At 56.8% G+C, this 16,431-nt stretch carries 18 protein-coding genes and 2 tRNA genes; 18 read left to right on the top strand and 2 right to left on the bottom strand.

Annotated features, from left to right (window positions below; translation table 11 throughout):
* Nucleotides 1–40: 40 nt before the first annotated feature.
* Nucleotides 41–1,918, bottom strand: a complete 1,878-nt coding sequence (locus tag CV013_RS00100) for a PHA/PHB synthase family protein (protein ID WP_102153246.1) — start codon at nt 1,916–1,918, stop codon at nt 41–43.
* Between the two features lie 142 nt (nt 1,919–2,060).
* Between CV013_RS00100 and CV013_RS00095 the strand changes: the two genes are divergently transcribed.
* The 6 genes from CV013_RS00095 (at nt 2,061) to CV013_RS00070 (ending at nt 6,254) form a co-directional block, all read left to right on the top strand.
* Entirely contained in the window at nt 2,061–3,260 is a 1,200-nt protein-coding gene (locus CV013_RS00095) for an LL-diaminopimelate aminotransferase (protein WP_102153245.1), read from the top strand.
* 82 nt (nt 3,261–3,342) lie between these two features.
* Complete coding sequence (locus tag CV013_RS00090; protein WP_232806546.1) at nt 3,343–3,939, top strand: LuxR C-terminal-related transcriptional regulator; 597 nt, start codon at nt 3,343–3,345, stop codon at nt 3,937–3,939.
* A 32-nt stretch (nt 3,940–3,971) separates the two neighbouring features.
* Entirely contained in the window at nt 3,972–4,310 is a 339-nt protein-coding gene (locus CV013_RS00085) for a hypothetical protein (RefSeq protein ID WP_102153244.1), read from the top strand.
* A gap of 19 nt (nt 4,311–4,329) precedes the next feature.
* Nucleotides 4,330–4,842 (top strand): hypothetical protein, encoded by a 513-nt coding sequence (locus CV013_RS00080; protein ID WP_102153243.1) that lies wholly within the window; start codon nt 4,330–4,332, stop codon nt 4,840–4,842.
* Nucleotides 4,782–5,366 carry a JAB domain-containing protein gene (locus CV013_RS00075; protein ID WP_157935712.1) on the top strand — a complete coding sequence of 195 codons (585 nt, stop codon included), beginning with the start codon at nt 4,782–4,784 and terminating at the stop codon, nt 5,364–5,366. Before CV013_RS00080 ends, CV013_RS00075 begins: the two co-directional genes overlap by 61 nt.
* A gap of 84 nt (nt 5,367–5,450) precedes the next feature.
* Nucleotides 5,451–6,254, top strand: a complete 804-nt coding sequence (locus CV013_RS00070; protein ID WP_102153535.1) for a crotonase/enoyl-CoA hydratase family protein — start codon at nt 5,451–5,453, stop codon at nt 6,252–6,254.
* 46 nt (nt 6,255–6,300) lie between these two features.
* Here CV013_RS00070 and CV013_RS00065 read toward each other — a convergent pair whose 3' ends face one another.
* The gene (locus tag CV013_RS00065; protein ID WP_102153241.1) at nt 6,301–7,080 is read right to left on the bottom strand and encodes an acyl-CoA thioesterase; all 780 of its coding nucleotides are present in this window, start codon (nt 7,078–7,080) and stop codon (nt 6,301–6,303) included.
* A gap of 127 nt (nt 7,081–7,207) precedes the next feature.
* Here CV013_RS00065 and CV013_RS00060 point away from each other — a divergent pair.
* From CV013_RS00060 to CV013_RS00005, 12 genes are all read left to right on the top strand, one after another.
* Nucleotides 7,208–7,281, top strand: a tRNA-Cys gene (locus CV013_RS00060).
* Between the two features lie 62 nt (nt 7,282–7,343).
* A tRNA-Thr gene (locus CV013_RS00055) sits at nt 7,344–7,419 on the top strand.
* Between the two features lie 502 nt (nt 7,420–7,921).
* Nucleotides 7,922–8,995 (top strand): patatin-like phospholipase family protein, encoded by a 1,074-nt coding sequence (locus tag CV013_RS00050; RefSeq protein WP_102153240.1) that lies wholly within the window; start codon nt 7,922–7,924, stop codon nt 8,993–8,995.
* Nucleotides 8,996–9,000: 5 nt separating this feature from the next.
* Nucleotides 9,001–10,011 carry a cyclic GMP-AMP synthase DncV-like nucleotidyltransferase gene (locus CV013_RS00045; RefSeq protein WP_102153239.1) on the top strand — a complete coding sequence of 337 codons (1,011 nt, stop codon included), beginning with the start codon at nt 9,001–9,003 and terminating at the stop codon, nt 10,009–10,011.
* A gap of 1 nt (nt 10,012) precedes the next feature.
* The gene (locus tag CV013_RS00040) at nt 10,013–11,731 is read left to right on the top strand and encodes a ThiF family adenylyltransferase (protein WP_190276559.1); all 1,719 of its coding nucleotides are present in this window, start codon (nt 10,013–10,015) and stop codon (nt 11,729–11,731) included.
* Entirely contained in the window at nt 11,718–12,215 is a 498-nt protein-coding gene (locus tag CV013_RS00035) for a Mov34/MPN/PAD-1 family protein (protein ID WP_157935711.1), read from the top strand. Before CV013_RS00040 ends, CV013_RS00035 begins: the two co-directional genes overlap by 14 nt.
* A 258-nt stretch (nt 12,216–12,473) precedes the next feature.
* The gene (locus CV013_RS00030) at nt 12,474–13,322 is read left to right on the top strand and encodes an RHS repeat-associated core domain-containing protein (protein WP_198591811.1); all 849 of its coding nucleotides are present in this window, start codon (nt 12,474–12,476) and stop codon (nt 13,320–13,322) included.
* A gap of 1 nt (nt 13,323) precedes the next feature.
* A complete protein-coding gene (locus CV013_RS00025) occupies nt 13,324–13,707 on the top strand; it encodes a hypothetical protein (RefSeq protein ID WP_102153236.1) in 384 nt (127 codons plus the stop codon).
* Nucleotides 13,708–14,773: 1,066 nt separating this feature from the next.
* The gene (locus CV013_RS00020; protein WP_109862127.1) at nt 14,774–15,337 is read left to right on the top strand and encodes a DUF805 domain-containing protein; all 564 of its coding nucleotides are present in this window, start codon (nt 14,774–14,776) and stop codon (nt 15,335–15,337) included.
* 67 nt (nt 15,338–15,404) lie between these two features.
* Complete coding sequence (locus tag CV013_RS00015; protein ID WP_102153235.1) at nt 15,405–15,746, top strand: hypothetical protein; 342 nt, start codon at nt 15,405–15,407, stop codon at nt 15,744–15,746.
* Between the two features lie 72 nt (nt 15,747–15,818).
* Complete coding sequence (locus CV013_RS00010; protein ID WP_102153234.1) at nt 15,819–16,010, top strand: hypothetical protein; 192 nt, start codon at nt 15,819–15,821, stop codon at nt 16,008–16,010.
* On the top strand, nt 16,010–16,255 hold the full coding sequence (locus tag CV013_RS00005) for a hypothetical protein (protein ID WP_102153233.1): 246 nt from the start codon (nt 16,010–16,012) through the stop codon (nt 16,253–16,255). The genes CV013_RS00010 and CV013_RS00005 overlap by 1 nt, the downstream gene beginning before the upstream one ends.
* Nucleotides 16,256–16,431: the final 176 nt, after the last annotated feature.

The raw sequence follows: 16,431 nt of genomic DNA, 5'->3' as shown, positions 1-16,431 counted from the left end.
GTCGCACGGGCTATATGGGGCCAGTTATATGCGGCCGGTATCAGCGTGTTTTGACGTAGCGGCCGGGGGCGTCTTCGATCACGGGGTCTTTTTTGGTTTTGCCGGGGATGCGCTTTCCTTTGGCGGCCACTTGCGTGGCATCCTGTTCCTGCAACCACCCCAGCCAGTGCGGCCACCAGCTCCCCGGATGTTCCTGCGCCCCTTCGATAAATTTTTCGAGGGTCGGGGCCGCGCTGTCGCCGATCCAGTACTGGTACTTGTTAGCGGCGGGCGGGTTGACCACCCCGGCGATATGGCCCGACCCGGCGAGCAGGAACACCGCATCGCCCTTCACATGGCGGGTTATGCGCCAGACGCTTTCCGCCGGGGCGATGTGGTCTTCGCGACCGGCCTGAATATAGACCGGGGTTTCGATGCGGGTCAGATCGATCGGGGTGCCATCCGCCTCCAGCGCATCGGGCACCACCATCTTGTTGTCGCGATAGAGATCGCGCAGATATTCGTGGTGCCACCGGGCCGGCAGATTGGTGACGTCGCCATTCCAGTGGAGCAGGTCGAATGCCGGATATTCCTCGCCCAGCAGGTAATTGTTGACGACATAGTTCCAGATCAGATCGCGGCCGCGCAGCAGGTTGAACGTCGCCGCCAGATAGCGCCCGTCGAGATACCCCTCAGGCGATAGCTGGCCGATCATTTCGAGCTGGCTGTCGTCGATAAAGCTTTTCAGTTCGCCCGCCTTTTCGAAATCGACCTGTGCGGTGAAGAACGTGGCGCTCTTCACTTTGTCCGCTTCGCCGCGGCGGGCGAGGATCGCCAGCGTCGCCGCCAGCGTGGTGCCGGCAACGCAATAGCCGATTGCGTGGACAGCGGGCACATCCAGCCTTTGGCGAATATGGTCGATCGCTTCGATCTGGCTGCGGATGTAATCGTCCCACACCACATCTTTCATCGATGCATCGGCCGATTTCCAGCTGACCACGAAAACACTGATCCCCTGATCCAGCGCCCATTTGATGAAGCTCTTCTTCGGAGTCAGGTCGAGGATATAGAACCGGTTGATCCACGGCGGGAAAATCACCAGCGGCACATCCAGCACAGTGTCCGTCGTGGGGGTGTACTGGATCAACTGGTACATCGGTGTTTCGAACACCACTTTGCCCGGAGTGGTGGCTATATTCTCGCCCAGTCGAAACGCGTTTGAATCGGTGTGAGTCAGCTGGCCGCGCTTCAGATCGTCGATCAGATGGCGCATCCCGCGAACGAGGTTCTCCCCCTTCGATTCGATCGTGCGTTGCAGAACCACGGGATTGGTCAGCAGGAAATTGTCCGGGCTCATCGCATCGGCCAGCGCCTTCGTCGCGAAGGCCAGTTGCTCCTGCTTTTCCGCATCGACCCCTTCGACATGCTCGGCGGTCGACACGAAATAGTCCGACAGCATCAGATAGGTCTGGTGCAGCAGGGCATAGGCCGGATGGTTGCGCCATGCCGGATCGTTAAACCGGCGATCCTTGCGCGGAAGCTCCGCCGCGCTGGCCTCTGCATCATCGGTGGCATTCAGACCCAGCACACTTTGCCACAGCTTCAGGCTGTCTTCCGCGAACTTTTGCGCGGCCCTGGAATCGAACGGCGCGGCCTTGGTCCAGCCTTGCGAAAGCATCATGAACTGCGCCGGATCGAGCGGAGAGGTGAAAGCACCGGTGTTGTCCGTCTTCTCCGCTATAAATTCCAGCCACATTGCGTGAATATGCCGGGCATTGTCGGTCCACTCGGACATTTCATTCCAGTTTTGAATGGGTTGCGGCGCACTTTTAGTGTCAAAGATGGTGTCAAACTGGCTCCAGAACTCACGCATCGCTTCGCCTTGCGCGTCCATCAGAGCGGCGAACTGGGCGCTGGGGCTGGGGGTGTCTTCCGGCATCGTCTCTCTCGCTCCTGCACTTTGGCCTGCATCGGGCGCAACAATCTTGGCATGATCTGCTGTTTCGCGGAAACGAAATATCCCCTAAGGCCTTAAACAGCCGGTGGCGCAGTGCCACGGCCTCGAACCAAGCCAGGGAAAGATGGACGACGAATTCTACCGCATCAAGCGACTGCCGCCTTATGTCATCGCCGAAGTGAACGGGATGCGAGCGGCCGCGCGAGCGGCGGGCAAGGATATTATCGACCTCGGCATGGGCAATCCCGACTTGCCGCCGCCCCAGCATGTGATTGATAAACTGTGCGAAGTGGCGAAAAAGCCCGACGCGCACGGCTATTCCCAGTCGAAGGGAATACCCGGCCTCCGCCGCGCTCAGGCCAATTATTACGGCAATCGTTTCGGCGTCGAACTCGACTCCGAAACCGAAGTCGTGGTGACGATGGGGTCGAAGGAAGGGCTGGCCAGCCTCGCCACCGCGATCACCGCACCGGGCGATGTGGTGCTGGCGCCGAACCCAAGCTATCCCATTCATACATTTGGGTTTATTATCGCAGGCGCGACGATCCGCTCGGTCCCGACGACGCCCGACGAACACTATTGGCGCAGTCTGGACAAGGCGATGCACTTCACCGTGCCGCGGCCCAGCGTGCTGGTGGTGAACTATCCCTCCAATCCGACAGCCGAGGTAGTCGACCTTGCTTTTTACGAACGGCTGGTTGCCTGGGCGAAGGAAAACAAGGTCTGGATCCTGTCGGACCTCGCCTATTCCGAGCTATATTATGATGGGAATCCAACCCCTTCGATCATGCAGGTCAAAGGGGCGAAGGATGTCGCGGTGGAGTTCACTTCGCTCTCCAAAACCTATTCGATGGCGGGCTGGCGCATGGGTTTCGCCGTTGGCAATCGCAATCTGATCGCCGCGATGACGCGGGTGAAATCTTACTTGGATTACGGTGCCTTCACGCCGATTCAGGCAGCGGCCTGTGCCGCTCTCAACGGCCCGCAGGACATCGTGGAGAAGAACCGCCAGCTCTATCATAAACGGCGCGATGTCATGGTGGAGGCGTTCGGCCGGGCAGGGTGGGATATCCCGCCGCCGCCCGCCAGCATGTTCGCGTGGGCACCTCTGCCGCCTGCCGTTAAAGACATGGGAAGCCTGGAGTTTTCCAAACAGTTGCTGACCCATGCCGAAGTCGCGGTGGCCCCCGGTGTCGGGTATGGCGAAGATGGCGAGGGCTATGTTCGCATCGCGATGGTCGAGAACGAACAGCGGCTCCGCCAGGCGGCGCGCAATGTGAAGCGGTATTTCCAGTCGCTTGGGATCAACAGCTCGGCTGCGTAATGTGCAGGGCAACGTTCCGTGAAGCGATTTGCGGGACGTTTGCCGTGTGCGTGCTCGACACCTATACTGGGCCTCGGTGACGATGCGAAGTATGATGGCTGACGAGGATAAACCCCAACTGACCGAACGGCAGATCGCTGTTCTGGAAGGCATTGATCGGCGCCTGCCGCTCAAGGCGGTGGCGGCTGAGCTGGGGATTTCCGAATCGCGGGTTAACCAGCATGTCCGCGCATTGAAGGAAATCTACGGTGTCGCCAGCCTTGGCGAACTGGTGGAAGCATGGCGGGGTGAGGCTTCGCGCACAGCCGTAAGTGCCAGCAATCAAACGAATTTGCTGTCGGATCAACCCTGCAGAAATTCTGCATGGAGAAATTCTCAGGTTCCGAAAAGCGATGATGGACTCGATCAAGGAAGCCGGGTCGCACCTGGGGAATTCGTTCTTTCCGATGCAGCGCCAATTGCGATCGAGGCGCCGTGGAAGAAGTATGAGGAACCGCAGGTAGTGCCCGGGGTGCTGGATGGCGACAATGCTGTCTTGATACGCCTCGCCGTCATCATCGGAATCGCATTCGGTATCGTCGCCGCAGTGGTCTTGATGGTGACGGCAACTCTCTCTTTGAGCGAGGCGTTGAAGGGGATTGTGGTCACTCCGTCGAAAGTTTCGGCATCGGCTGACTGAGCTTCAGCGGATGCTTTCCGCTGGAGTTATAAATGACTGACAAAACGCATGATGAGGCGCTTAATATCCGCAAACTGATGCGCGAAGCGGAAGCCGTCAGCGATGAAGCGATGGTTGCCTGTGCTCGCCTCAAGCAGGCCATGATTCTCGCCCGGCTTCGTTCCGATACCGAGGTCGATACCGGGCAGCGCGCACTGATGCGTTTGATCCATGCCGAACAGCAGGCTCTGTCGCTGTCGACCAATCTCCTACGGGTCCACGATGAACTGAGCAAAGTCGCGCGGGAGAAGATGGGTAGCGATGGCAGCCTTGATACCCCGATCGAAGCCCATGCGATCGCCACTGACATCCGCGCTTCCGTTGCATCCTGACTCGATATAGTGAGGAGAGGTGTGGTTTGCTTCCGGTGAATTCAGATATTGGTTCCAGTTCGGCCTGTTCGCCATTCTCGCCATTGCGGCGTGGCGATATGGAGGCGGGCCTGAACGCGTGTTGGCCGGAGTCCTGCTCTGGTTTTCAATCGCATTCCCGATAGCGAACTGGTTTCTTGGTCAGTGGAGCGATCTTTCTCAACTCGATACGGCCAATGCGATACTCGATGGGGTCGCGCTGATCGTTTCGGTGGCGGTCGCTCTGACGGCCAATCGGGTGTATCCGCTGTGGTTTGCGGCGTTTCAGGTGCTGGCAGCAACTGCTCACCTGGCGAAAGATCTGGCGCAGGGGACGGCCGCACTGGCTTATGTGGTGCTCTATGTGGGGCCATCATATTGTCAGATCGTCATTCTGGCTCTGGGCATATGGAACCATCACCGCCGCGTTCGCAAATACGGGACATATCGCGCGTGGCGGAACTCTTCGAGCCGTTTGCGGGCGACGATTCCATCCAACTGGCCGAACGGCTGATTGCGGGCTTCGGTTCGCTGGAGCGGATTCTATCGGCCAGTTCGTCTCAGCTACGTGAAGTGGCGGGTGGCTACGATGAGGCATGTCGGGCGATTGCCGCCGCCCGACAACTGGTCGACAGTGCATATCGAGAGCGTCTGATATCGAGCAGGATCGATGCGGCCGACCCTGTGCTGCACCAGCATTTGCGGGCAAGCATCGGTGGCCAGACGGACGAGCGGCTGTTCGTGGTATTCTGCGATCATCAGCAAGGATATCTGGGGGATGCGCTGATTGCAGAGGGGAGCAGGGGCCAGATCGTTGCCCGAACCCGGCCGCTGATCGCCCGTGCACTCGCTTTGGAGGCATCCGGTCTGTTGCTGGCCCATAATCATCCGTCAGGCGAATGCTATCCAAGCGAAGTCGATATCGTGGAAACCCGGCGACTGGAGGCTGTGTGCCAACCTCTTGAAATAACGCTGATCGACCATTTGATTGTCACCAGAACGCGCGTTTTGAGTATGCGTTTGGCGGGGTGTATCTGACCAATTGCAGTTTGCTACTGGACTTGGCTGCCGCCATGCGCGAGGTTCCTCCGAACTGGCAAGGCGCAGCACAGGATGACCGTCATGCAATTTCGTGAAAACGACCGGGTAGCGGTTACTCTGGATGCCGATGGCGTGGCGCATGTTCGGCTGATCCGCGCGGACAAGATGAATGCGCTCGATCCAGATATGTTCGAACAGATCATCGCTGCCGGTAGTGCGCTGCATGATGCTAAGGGATTGCGCGCGGTTGTTTTATCCGGGGAAGGGCGCGCGTTCTGCGCGGGGCTCGATCTCACCAGCTTTTCCCACTCTCGTACAGGCGAACCGCCGCTGACCGAACGCACGTTTGGCAATGCCAACAAGTTTCAGCAGGTTGCCATGCAGTGGCGCAAACTTGCCGTACCGGTTGTCGCGGCAGTGCATGGCGTTTGCTTCGGTGGCGGATTGCAGATTGCCAGTGGGGCCGACATCCGCATCGTCGCGCCAGACACCCGGATGGCGATTATGGAGATGAAATGGGGTCTGGTGCCGGATATGGCCGGATATGCCCTGTGGCGCGGTCTGGTGCGCGACGATGTGCTGCGCGAACTGATTTATACCAATTGCGAGTTTACCGGTGCGGAGGCGTTGGAACTGGGGCTGGCCACGCATATCGACACCGACCCGCTGGCGCGTGCATTCGCCATCGCGCGCACAATTGCCGATCGCAGCCCCCATGCGATCCGTGCGGCGAAGCGAATTGCCAATGCCATGCCGGACAAATCGACAGACAGCCTGCTGATGGACGAAAGCCTCGAACAACACCCATTGATGCGTTCCAAAAATCAGATCGAGGCAGTTATGGCGGGAATGGAGAAGAGGCGCGCCAGCTACGAAGACGTTTGAGGGGTAGCGCCATGCCCAGTTCCCATCTGATCGGGCAGGCGCGCTTTTATCCGAAGATCGCTGCCGCCTGCATCCCCGCAAGTATCTGTTCGCCATCGGCATTCCACAGGCGCAACCGCTCACTCGAATAACCGTGATCGGCATGATCGCTTGCTGTTTCCGCAAGATACCAGCCATCGCGGGTTGTCGCTGCGGGATTGAGCAGGTTGAAGCTCCAGTTGATTGAGCTGAGCGGGCCCTGACGCTGCATCGCTCTCATCGAACCGGGAGGCAGTGCATCGCCAAGAACGATTGCCTCCGTAACTGCATCAAGCCCGCTGCGATCCTTCAGCCGGACCCAGCGCCGCACGATTGGTTCGCCCGGTCCGCGTTGATCCTGCGCGCGGCGAATCTCCAGATTGTTGACAAAAAACGCTGGCCCTACGGAATTGACGAGCGGCTCTGCCTCTTCCGGTGGGCCAGGCCAGGGTTCTGCTCTGCGTGCGGGATGCAAGGCGTTGGCATCCCGTTCCTCACCGAACAGCATCAGTGATGTGAACGCCAGCGACCCTGAACACAAAATATCGCTGCGAACCTGTGTGACATTTCGCCCGGCGCGTACGATTTCTACCTGAAATGACATCTCTGCACCGACTGGCGCTACAAACCCGACTTGCGCGGCGCGAAATGGCGGCAAATCTGGCAACGCCTTCCGCGCTGCAGCCAGCGCGAGTGCAGCCGATGCGCCGCCAAACAACGTTCTGCCCTGCATCCACTGATCGGCGTCCGGGAGAATAACGACGGAGTGATCGACAGCGATGGCGTCTATCAGATTCTTGAAGCTCATAGTTTCGATTCAATACTGAATCTGAGATAAAGCGCCAGTCCGAAGAGCAGGAAGTGCAGACAAGCGATTGCCTTGCAGCGCATGAGGCGCTAGGGGGCCGCTTCCCCTGCGAGAGCAAGGGGCGCGAGGCCCGATGGCGGAGTGGTGACGCAGCGGACTGCAAATCCGTATACGCCGGTTCGATTCCGGCTCGGGCCTCCATTTCCTGTAACGGCAAATTCCGTTGCAGCGCATATTCCTCCCTACTATGGGGCGGACCCTGTGCCGCTTTAGCTCAGTTGGTAGAGCACATCATTCGTAATGATGGGGTCACGTGTTCGAGTCACGTAAGCGGCACCACCACTTCCAGCAGGCAAATCGAGTGAATTAAGCGGAACGGCTGTTGGGCTGGTCATGCACTTTGGGTCCTGTTTGGGTCGCTTTGGGCAAGAAAATTGCTCGGACCCAACTCAATCCCACTACAGCTTTGACGGGCGACCAGCTGTGAGATGAAGGGCCATAACTGGGCCGGGAGCGGACTGTCCGCTATCGGGCGCGATAATCATAAGAGCAGACCTTCAGTCGAACCAATTGCTCGGCCGCCAAAGCCACGGACGGATACGAACCGCCCTTCATTCAGTTATCAAGCCCCTAGCTAGCGCGAAACGCAGCAAGGAGTAACGAATGGCGCGCTCGAGCCCGACATAGGTCGGCGCCATTGCCAAGATTTTTCTGAAATCCTTTCGTTCTGCGGGGCTGCGGAAACAAGAACGACTGCTATTTGGGTCCATTTGCGAAGTGACTAGGTAGCGGCTAATTGAATCGTCCAAATTGATCCTTATTTAGTCGCGGGGGATGGCGCATGGAAAAGCCACTTCGAGTTCTAACTATCGACGGCGGCGGGATGCGGGGAATTTACTCCGCGGCATTTCTGCACGAACTGGGGCATCTTTTCGCCAAAGAGCGTAAATGCGCGAGCCTGGACTTAGGCAAAGGCTTCGACCTAATTGTCGGAACAAGCACGGGTGCCATTGTTGGCTGTGCGTTGGCGATTGGCGAACCTATGGCCGAAGTCGTGAAGCTTTATCGAGAGCACGGTCCTAAAATATTCCCGAAGCGAGTTCCCGCACGTAAAGCCGCAATACTGCTCCAGATTCCCCGACGATCAGGTATTAATCGAGCGGGAGCTACTGCACTGAAAGAGGCGCTTGAAGGGGTTCTTGGCAAAAAGACCTTTCGCGACGTCCATCAGGATCGAAGAATCGCTCTGTCAATTCCGGCGGTGGAAATGAGCCAACAGCGCTCGTGGGTGTTCAAAACGGGGCATTGGGGCGGCACTCGCGATGATGACACAACTCTCGTCGACGCCTGCTTAGCCACAAGTGCAGCTCCCATTTTCCGTTCGTTAGCTGCGGTTGACGATAATGGTGGATTGGGCGGTTATCGCGTTTTCGCAGACGGCGGTCTTTGGGCAAACAACCCGATCCTGGTCGGTTTGCTGGACGCAATTAAGATGGACGGAAATCGACCTCTCGAAATCTTCGCCCTAGGCACATACCCCCGGCCGGATGGGGAAAATATCGAGAAGGCAGATTTGGACAGAGGATACGTGGATTGGCAGCTTGGCGCAAAGGCGGCTTCACTGAGTATCGCCGCGCAAGAATTTGCGTTTGATAACATGGCCCGCATGTTCGCAGCTGAATTCTCAAAAATGGGACGGCAAGTGGATTTAGTTCGCTTTCCCAAGGGCGATCTAAAGCCCGACATGGTGCCGTATCTAGAACTAGATAACACGTCCGAATCCGCCATGACCGCGTTAATCAATCAGGCCAGGGCGGACGTCAATCTAGCCAAAAGCGCGTGCGACGCTGCAAACGATCCTAGCGGAAAACTCATAAGAGCCTTGTTTGAACAAATGCCTGCTATGGGGGAATAGAAAAGATGTTCAATTCATCAAAGCAAATGCTCGCCTTTCACGGTGACCAGATCGCTATTCTGGGCAAAGCTCGCACAGAGATGAAAAATCGCCGTAATTCAAATCGGGATCGGCTTAAAAAAGGCCTCGCCAAGAACGAAAATCCCCAGCCGATTGGTTGTCATACTCAAGGGTCCTATGCCATGCATACGATGGTTCAGGATCCGGACCTTGACTACGATATCGATGACGGAGCCTACTTCAAGGCCACGGACCTTGTGGGGGCTCAAGGCGCCCCAATGTCGGCTTTAGCTGTACGCAAGATGGTGTGTGATGCACTCACCGACGACAAGTTTAAGAAGCAGCCGGAAGTTCGAAAAAATTGCGTTAGAGTGTATTACGATGCTGGGTATCATGTAGACGTCCCTGCATACCGCCGAATTGAGACGACGAGTGCGTGGGATGGGAAAGTTACCTATTCGTACGAACTCGCGGGACCTGATTGGCGCATCTCGGATGCCAAGAACGTTACGACCTGGTTTCGTAAGGTGAACAAGGAACTCAGCCCTGATCTTGGCGAAGGCCAATTTCGACGCACCGTCCGCTATCTAAAAAAGTTTAGTAAGAGCAGAGCGTCTTGGAAATCCAAAAATCCGAGCGGCTTCGCAATCACAAAACTTGCTGAGGAATGTTTTGTCGCCAAACTCAATCGTGATGATGAGGCTCTTCGCGATACAATGCAGGCGATTGCCAACCGTTTAGCTGCAAAAAAAGAGATCGCCCATCCGGTCGTGGACGAGCTTTTGGTATCGGCTGATGATCCTCGCTCGAACCATTTCAAGGATCGCTTGGATGAAGCTGTAAATACCCTCGCGGTACTTGATGATGCCAGTTGTACTCACGAGCAGGCTATGAGCGCGTGGGACAAGGTTTTCTATACAGATTGGTTTTCGCAACAGCCTCCTGAACAGGGCGGGAAAGGCGGTGAGCCAGCATCGCCTGTGAACAAGAGTGGCGGGGGCACCTACGCAAAATAACGTGGCAGCCTTCGCGGACACTCACGATGCGGCAGTCGCCGCTGTCGACCTTTGGATAAAGGAACAATACCCAGCTTCCGAGAGAGCGAAACAGTGGCAAATTGCGCAGCACGAGTTTGAAGGTACGGGGTGGCAATTGCCGGTCAGTGAGGGCGTCTCACTTTTGATCGCCGTCGATGGGCTATTTCCGTATTCGCGGCCAAAAACGGCTATCTTCGGACCCGATGCGCCGAAGGATGCTCCGCATGTTGAGCGGAACCTGCGTCTTTGTGTTGCGGGCTCTGGGACCACCACTGATCATCTGGATCCAGTGGGCGTCGTGCGGTATTTCATTGAAGATGCGTTGAACTTGATTTCAGCCATTAGAGCAGGAGAGCTTCTCGAAGACTTCCGGATCGATTTTCAAGCATATTGGCATAGATCCAGCACGTCGAAGTTGCGCGTACAAACTATCGTTCAGTTGGAGCCTCCAACCCGACCGCTGGCGCAGGCCTATTATAACTCGCAATTGATTGTGGCCGATGGCGCTGAGGAGTTGGAACGATGGATCTCGAATTTCCTGGGCAAGCCATTCAATGGGGTAACAGCACCCTCGCTGCTGGTTTGGTTGGACCCGCTTCCGGTACCATCGGAATACCCAGCCACGGTCGCTCAGCTGAGAAAGTTCCTAAATCTGAGGTCGCCCGAAGTAGACCTGGATCAGTTGCTGCCTCCTCCCGGCGGGAACAGCGTGATAATGATCGCTGGACCAACGGCTCCCGGTAAGGCTGGCTCCGCAGCGTTTCATCTGCGAACGCCAAGCGCTTTAAAAGTGGTCAAAGGGTTTCGACCCGGCCGAGCACCGCCCGCCATCGTCGGTGCCGGAATATCCCTAGATCGCGTCATGACAACACAAGTAAGTGCTGCTGAAAGCAGACTTCCCACGGTTCAACAAGCCTCCACTCGCGATCTAAGAGTTGCAATCATCGGCTGCGGCTCTCTCGGGAGCGGCGTTGCACGACTTCTCGCTCAGCAAGGGGTGAGCAATTTGACGTTAATCGACCCAGATTTCTTGGGCTGGGAAAATATCGGTCGGCATGAACTAGGTGCACAGCGCGTTGGGCAAAACAAAGCGAAAGCTCTTGCATCTCAGCTTTTGATGCAGCTTCCGCATCTGGAAAGCGTTGTCGGCCTAGGCGAGGATTGGAGAACGTTGGTCCAAAAGAAGCCTGAGCTATTCGAACAGGTTGATGTAGTCGTTAGCGTCACGGGCGATTGGGCTAGTGAAGCCGCACTTAGTGATTTGCAGTGCCGAGGCCTTGTGAGATGCCCGGTCGTCCATGGCTGGCTTGAACGGAATGCTGTAGCTGCTCATGCGTTGGCCTTGCAGGGCAAAACTCCGTGCCTCCGCTGTGGCTTCGGAAACACTGGCGAGCCAGATATAGTCGCAGCAAATTGGTGGGAAGAGGATAACGATCCCCGCTGCGCTGGGCCAACTTCTCCCTACGGCGCGTTGGACCTCGCCGCTGGTCAAAACCTAGTTGCCTCCCTGGCTATAGATATTGGTGCACGGCTGGCTTCTCCGCCGGTATGGCGTATTTGGACTAGCTTGACGGGCACCCTGGAGGGAGCGGGCGGCTTCTGGTCCGACCGGTTTTGTGCCAACGTTGGTGATCCTGGGATGGGAGGCAGGCTGATGGCTGGAACTTGGTCTGGGAGGGCGCTCTGTGAATGTCATTGAGCAATCGTTGGAATTTATAGCCCCCCAAAAAATCAATCTTCGGATTGATGCTTCGGTGCTCAAGCATTTTTCATCGAACGTCCAACGCAGATGGTGGGACCGCGAAGCAGGCGGGCAACTATTTGCAAGAATTGACGGAGATCGCTGGAATATAACTTTGGCCACGGGGCCACGGCCGACTGATTTTCGATCCCGATTTGGATTTCGGGCCAATCGTCAGGTCGAACGTGCAGAAATCAACCGCCTCTTTCAGGACGGGCTACACTATGTTGGAGATTGGCACACGCATCCCGAGAACGTGCCACATCCTTCGCAAGCTGATATTCGGAGCATCTCGGAAATTGTCGACCAATCTACCCATACCTTGGCTGGCTTCACGATGGTGATCGTGGGCCGCGCCCCAATTCCTCAGGGCCTTTGGATCTCGTTCCACGGCATCGGAGGAAGTTACTCTTCGCTGGCACCCAAGCAATCCTCGCATTAGCGACTGCCTTAGTAACACAGCTGGAAACTGTCTCTTGGGAGTTTCTCAAATTCCCGATGAAATCGTCGCGGCTGGAATGTCCAACAACAATTTCCTTCAGTCGGCAACATAACAAAGTCCGCTTTTGGGATCATCGACGAGGTCGCCGAACGATTGAGGTGGGGCGCATAGCTGACGCGCAAATCTGGGCATCTTTTATGGGTCGCCTTAATCCAGCAGGACTTTCAGTGAACAACCAAGCTCCCCCTCGACACCAATGTGGGGGCCAGCATCGCGATCAACACCTACGACGAATACGGCATCCCCGGCAGCGGTAACACCGGGCGGTTCCAGTACACCGGGCAGGCATGGGTTCCCGAACTGGGCATGTACTACTATAAGGCCCGCATGTACTCGCCCACCCTCGGACGGTTCATGCAGACCGACCCCATCGGATATGCCGATGGCATGAACTGGTACAACTATGTCGGTGGCGATCCCGTCAATGCTGTCGATCCGACGGGGCTGGCGTGCGAGGACACCCCAAGCACGACTTCCGCTGCTGATGGTGGTGGTTCGGGTGGGGATGAGTGTAACTCTGATGATGGCCCGCCTATTGTTGTAAGCGGAAAAAGACTAACCGTGTATGTTCCTAGCGGATTTATTGGCTCTATTCGTGGTATTCTGGTAAATGGGTCGGGCATTTATGGCGGAAACGGTCTGCGGCTGACAGTTAAAGAAAAGCCGCAAAAGGAACAGCCGAAATCAAGGCTTAGTTGCCTAGGGTCGGCGATATGGGACAACAAGACTGGTTTGGCGCTGGATACTGCCGGTTGGATCGCAAATGCGCTCTTACCCGAAGCTTCAGTTGCCTCGGCTGTTGTTGGCTCGTCGCTGGGTATTGCGGGTATCGCAGGGGCTACCATAGATAACAGTGGGTCTGGCGACGCTGTGGTGTCGGGCACTATTGCTTACACCGGCAAGCAAGCTGCTGTAGCCAATGGACTTTTGCGGGGGACTGGTTCCGCAATTGCTGGTCGAATCGGAGTGTATGCACTCACAGCTTCAACGGCTTATGATATTGCAAAGACGGCTAATTCTTACAATCAGTGCAGGTCAGGAAACTGACATGGCGAAGAGTAGAAAAGGCGCGTCGTCTCTTAGAGGGAACTTTATCGGCATATTGGCAGTTTTAGCGGCTTTTATTTTTGTCTATCTAGTCTCTAATGCTGAGAAGGCTTTGGCTTCTGCTGTAGTTTTAGGCGTTTTTCTGACGATTATTCAGACTAAATCGGAAACTAGAAAAGAAAGTTTAGCGGATTGGCGATTTTGGTCGGTTATTGCCGGTCTCGCGCTGATACATATAATCGCGATTGCGGTAATCAATTTCCCGGAGTTGCGCGCGGGCCTGATCTCTCTGCCATTTGCCCTCGTCGATGGCTTCCTGATGTGGTGGTTCCTTAACTGGTTCGAACGCCGATTCCTTTCTGGAAACGGCGATAAAGCAAGATAGAAGTCATGGCACCCTGCTGTTGGTTGGGGTGCGATAATCGTTTGTCTGCACATCGTTTTTGCGCCCGTCACCGATGGCACTATGGGCGTGGAAACGGTGCCATGGTGGTACCTGCTGGACTGGCGCTGCAAGTCCTCCAATCCCGTTCAGGCCCCTTCACCTGATCGCGACCCGAAAACGGGTGACTTATCGGCACACCGTACGCGAAGCTTCGCAGGTGCAAGGTGTTGATGTTGTGAGGGAAAAGCGTGATTTTGGGGTGTGGCAGCTTCTCAATCAAATCTGATGTGTGACCCGAAACTGACTCGGATGGCATATAAGCCATTGTAATCGCTGACTGATGTGGGCCGGAATCCTCTAATCAAATCCGATCCGCTGCGAACCCCGTCTGGCGTGGAGGCCCGCAGCCAGCTCCATGCGATCGAGGGGCTGTAGACCGGCATTGCACGGGCGGTCGCAATCACCGGAGCGGGGTGCGCGAAAGAGAAGCGGATATCCAGCACACTCTACCCCGCGATTTCGGGATGCATCCCGTTGATATAGCGCGGTAAATCGTTTTGGGCGAAAGTGACCCGTCTGCGAGTTAGCGCCGATCCGTGGCCCATTCGCCCTGTTATAAACTGCTGATCTGTCGCTTGCCGCAAGCGTCATTGTAGTCACGCAAAACGGGCCATCTTATATGAACAGGCCCGAGGTCCCTTGCGAAAGCACTGATCCCACGGCAAAGTCGCCCAGCCTTCTGTGAAAGCCAGAAGGTGGGGCGTGGAAACCCCTGCATACACGACTCGGTCGCCAGATTTCTGGGGCCGGGTGGCGTACACGTATGTCCAGCCGGTAACGGTAAAGGTGTGCGCGCCTGTGTGTATGCCAGGTTTCCAACATCCGGCTTTGGCCGTCGCTCCCGAGAGGTACATAGGGGCGGCGCAAGGGTTGAAGCCAGTGTCTGCCCCTCAGCGAATGGGGGGAAGCCAATGCACAGACCAGAGCCTTAGCGGCGTGTCTCGCTGCCTGTTCGGCCGTGCCCGATGGTCGGGTGCGGTCCTGTTTCCATGCAAAAGGACACACCATGATAGACGATGAATCCCTCCGTAATCTGGAGAAGCTGCACAAGCTGAAAGAAGAAGGCGTAATCACTGCCGAGGATTTCGCTGCCGCCAAGGAACGGCTGTTGAAAGGTCAGCCAAAACGCCCCCAGGCGTTGCCGATGACGATGCGGGCGGCAGGCACAGGGCTTCCCGCAGAAGAGGACTATCTGGGCTGGGCGCTGCTACCGCTCAAACGGTACGCGCAGTTCGATGGCCGCTCGACCCGCAAGGAGTTCTGGATGTTCCTGCTGGCCATCAATGTCGTGTTCGCTGGGCTGTTGACCATCGCGTTCATCGATACCGACTATTTGGGTCAGCTGGGTATGCTGGGCAAGGTGGCCGTTTTGGTGCTGGTGATCGGCGTGCTGGGTGCTTTTGTGCCATACATCGCGCTGCTGGTTCGGCGGTTTCACGATCAGAACAAGTCCGGCTGGTTCGCAGCTATCAATCTCATACCCTACCTTGGTGCCTTGATCGTGCTTGGCTTCATGCTGGTACAGGGCGACACTGGCGATAACGACTACGGACCAGATCCACGCGCCTGACCCGGCCACCAATCCTACACCAAGCCCTCGGAAGATTTCCGGGGGCTTCTTTTTTTGGAGAAACGAGATGCTGACTATCGCAACGGCTGCGAGCCTTGCACACGTTCTCAGGGCAGGCTGCGATCCCGGCTTGTCATCTATCCTCAAACGTTACCAGCCGCTGATGGAGGAGGAGCAGCTTGCTGTCCTCTACGTCCTTCAGCCGGGTGACCGCAGGCAGGATCTGGACACAGCACGCGGTTGCCCTTTCGAACAGTGGGAGTTCATTGTTGCCGATGGTGGCTGGTACGAAGCGGTGTTCGTCCTAGACGACTATGGCCACGGCCACGTCGTGCTCATTCCCGACAGCACGGAATGTGATCCAGAGTTGCTAGCCATCTGCAGGGGACATGCCGTCCCGCACGGCTGAAACCTCGCGCCCGACAAACCCGACAGCGTCCTCACCGAAGGGCGCTTTTTTTATGTCTGAAAGGAATTTGCCATGATGAACCTGTCCACCATCAATAATCTTCTGCACGATCTGCCGCATGTGCTTGTCGTCGAACCAGACGATAGCGAGCGCGATGTTATCGATGCAGCGGGGTTCTCCCGGTTTGCCTCTGGCGTTGATCCTGTCCGCCGGGATTGGATCGGGGACCTGCTGTATATCGAACACGCGGGGAGGGTGGCGTGATGCGTACCTTTTTAACGATCGGTCTGGCGCTGGCCGTTCTCGCTGCTGTGGCGAAGCTGATTGCCCTGGCGATCATTCTGGCTGCAATCGTTGCTGTTTTGACCAGACCGCGGGAATTGCTGGCGGTTGCGACCACGGTTGGCGTGCTGCACCTTTTTGCCCTGTATCCGGTGCCGATGCTGGCCGTTGCAGGCGGGATCATCGCCAGCCGGGTGAAGCGATATCGACGATCGGCACCCCTGTAAGGGGGGGGGGGAGGGGTGGCAGCGTTCCACACTCACGAGCGGTAAAGCCGAGTTTGGCTGAGTTGGCGCTGCTGCTGCCCCTCCCCCCACCACGCACCTACTGCTGCGACATCGGCCCCGGTCCTTTGCAACGTTTGGATTGCGCCAAAGCAGGGGAGCCGACGCCGTGCTGCTTG

This window comes from Tsuneonella flava (genome assembly GCF_002870965.1).
Taxonomy (GTDB): domain Bacteria; phylum Pseudomonadota; class Alphaproteobacteria; order Sphingomonadales; family Sphingomonadaceae; genus Tsuneonella; species Tsuneonella flava.
The sequence above is the reverse complement of the archived record's forward strand: the minus strand, read 5'-3'. Positions and strand labels throughout refer to the sequence as shown.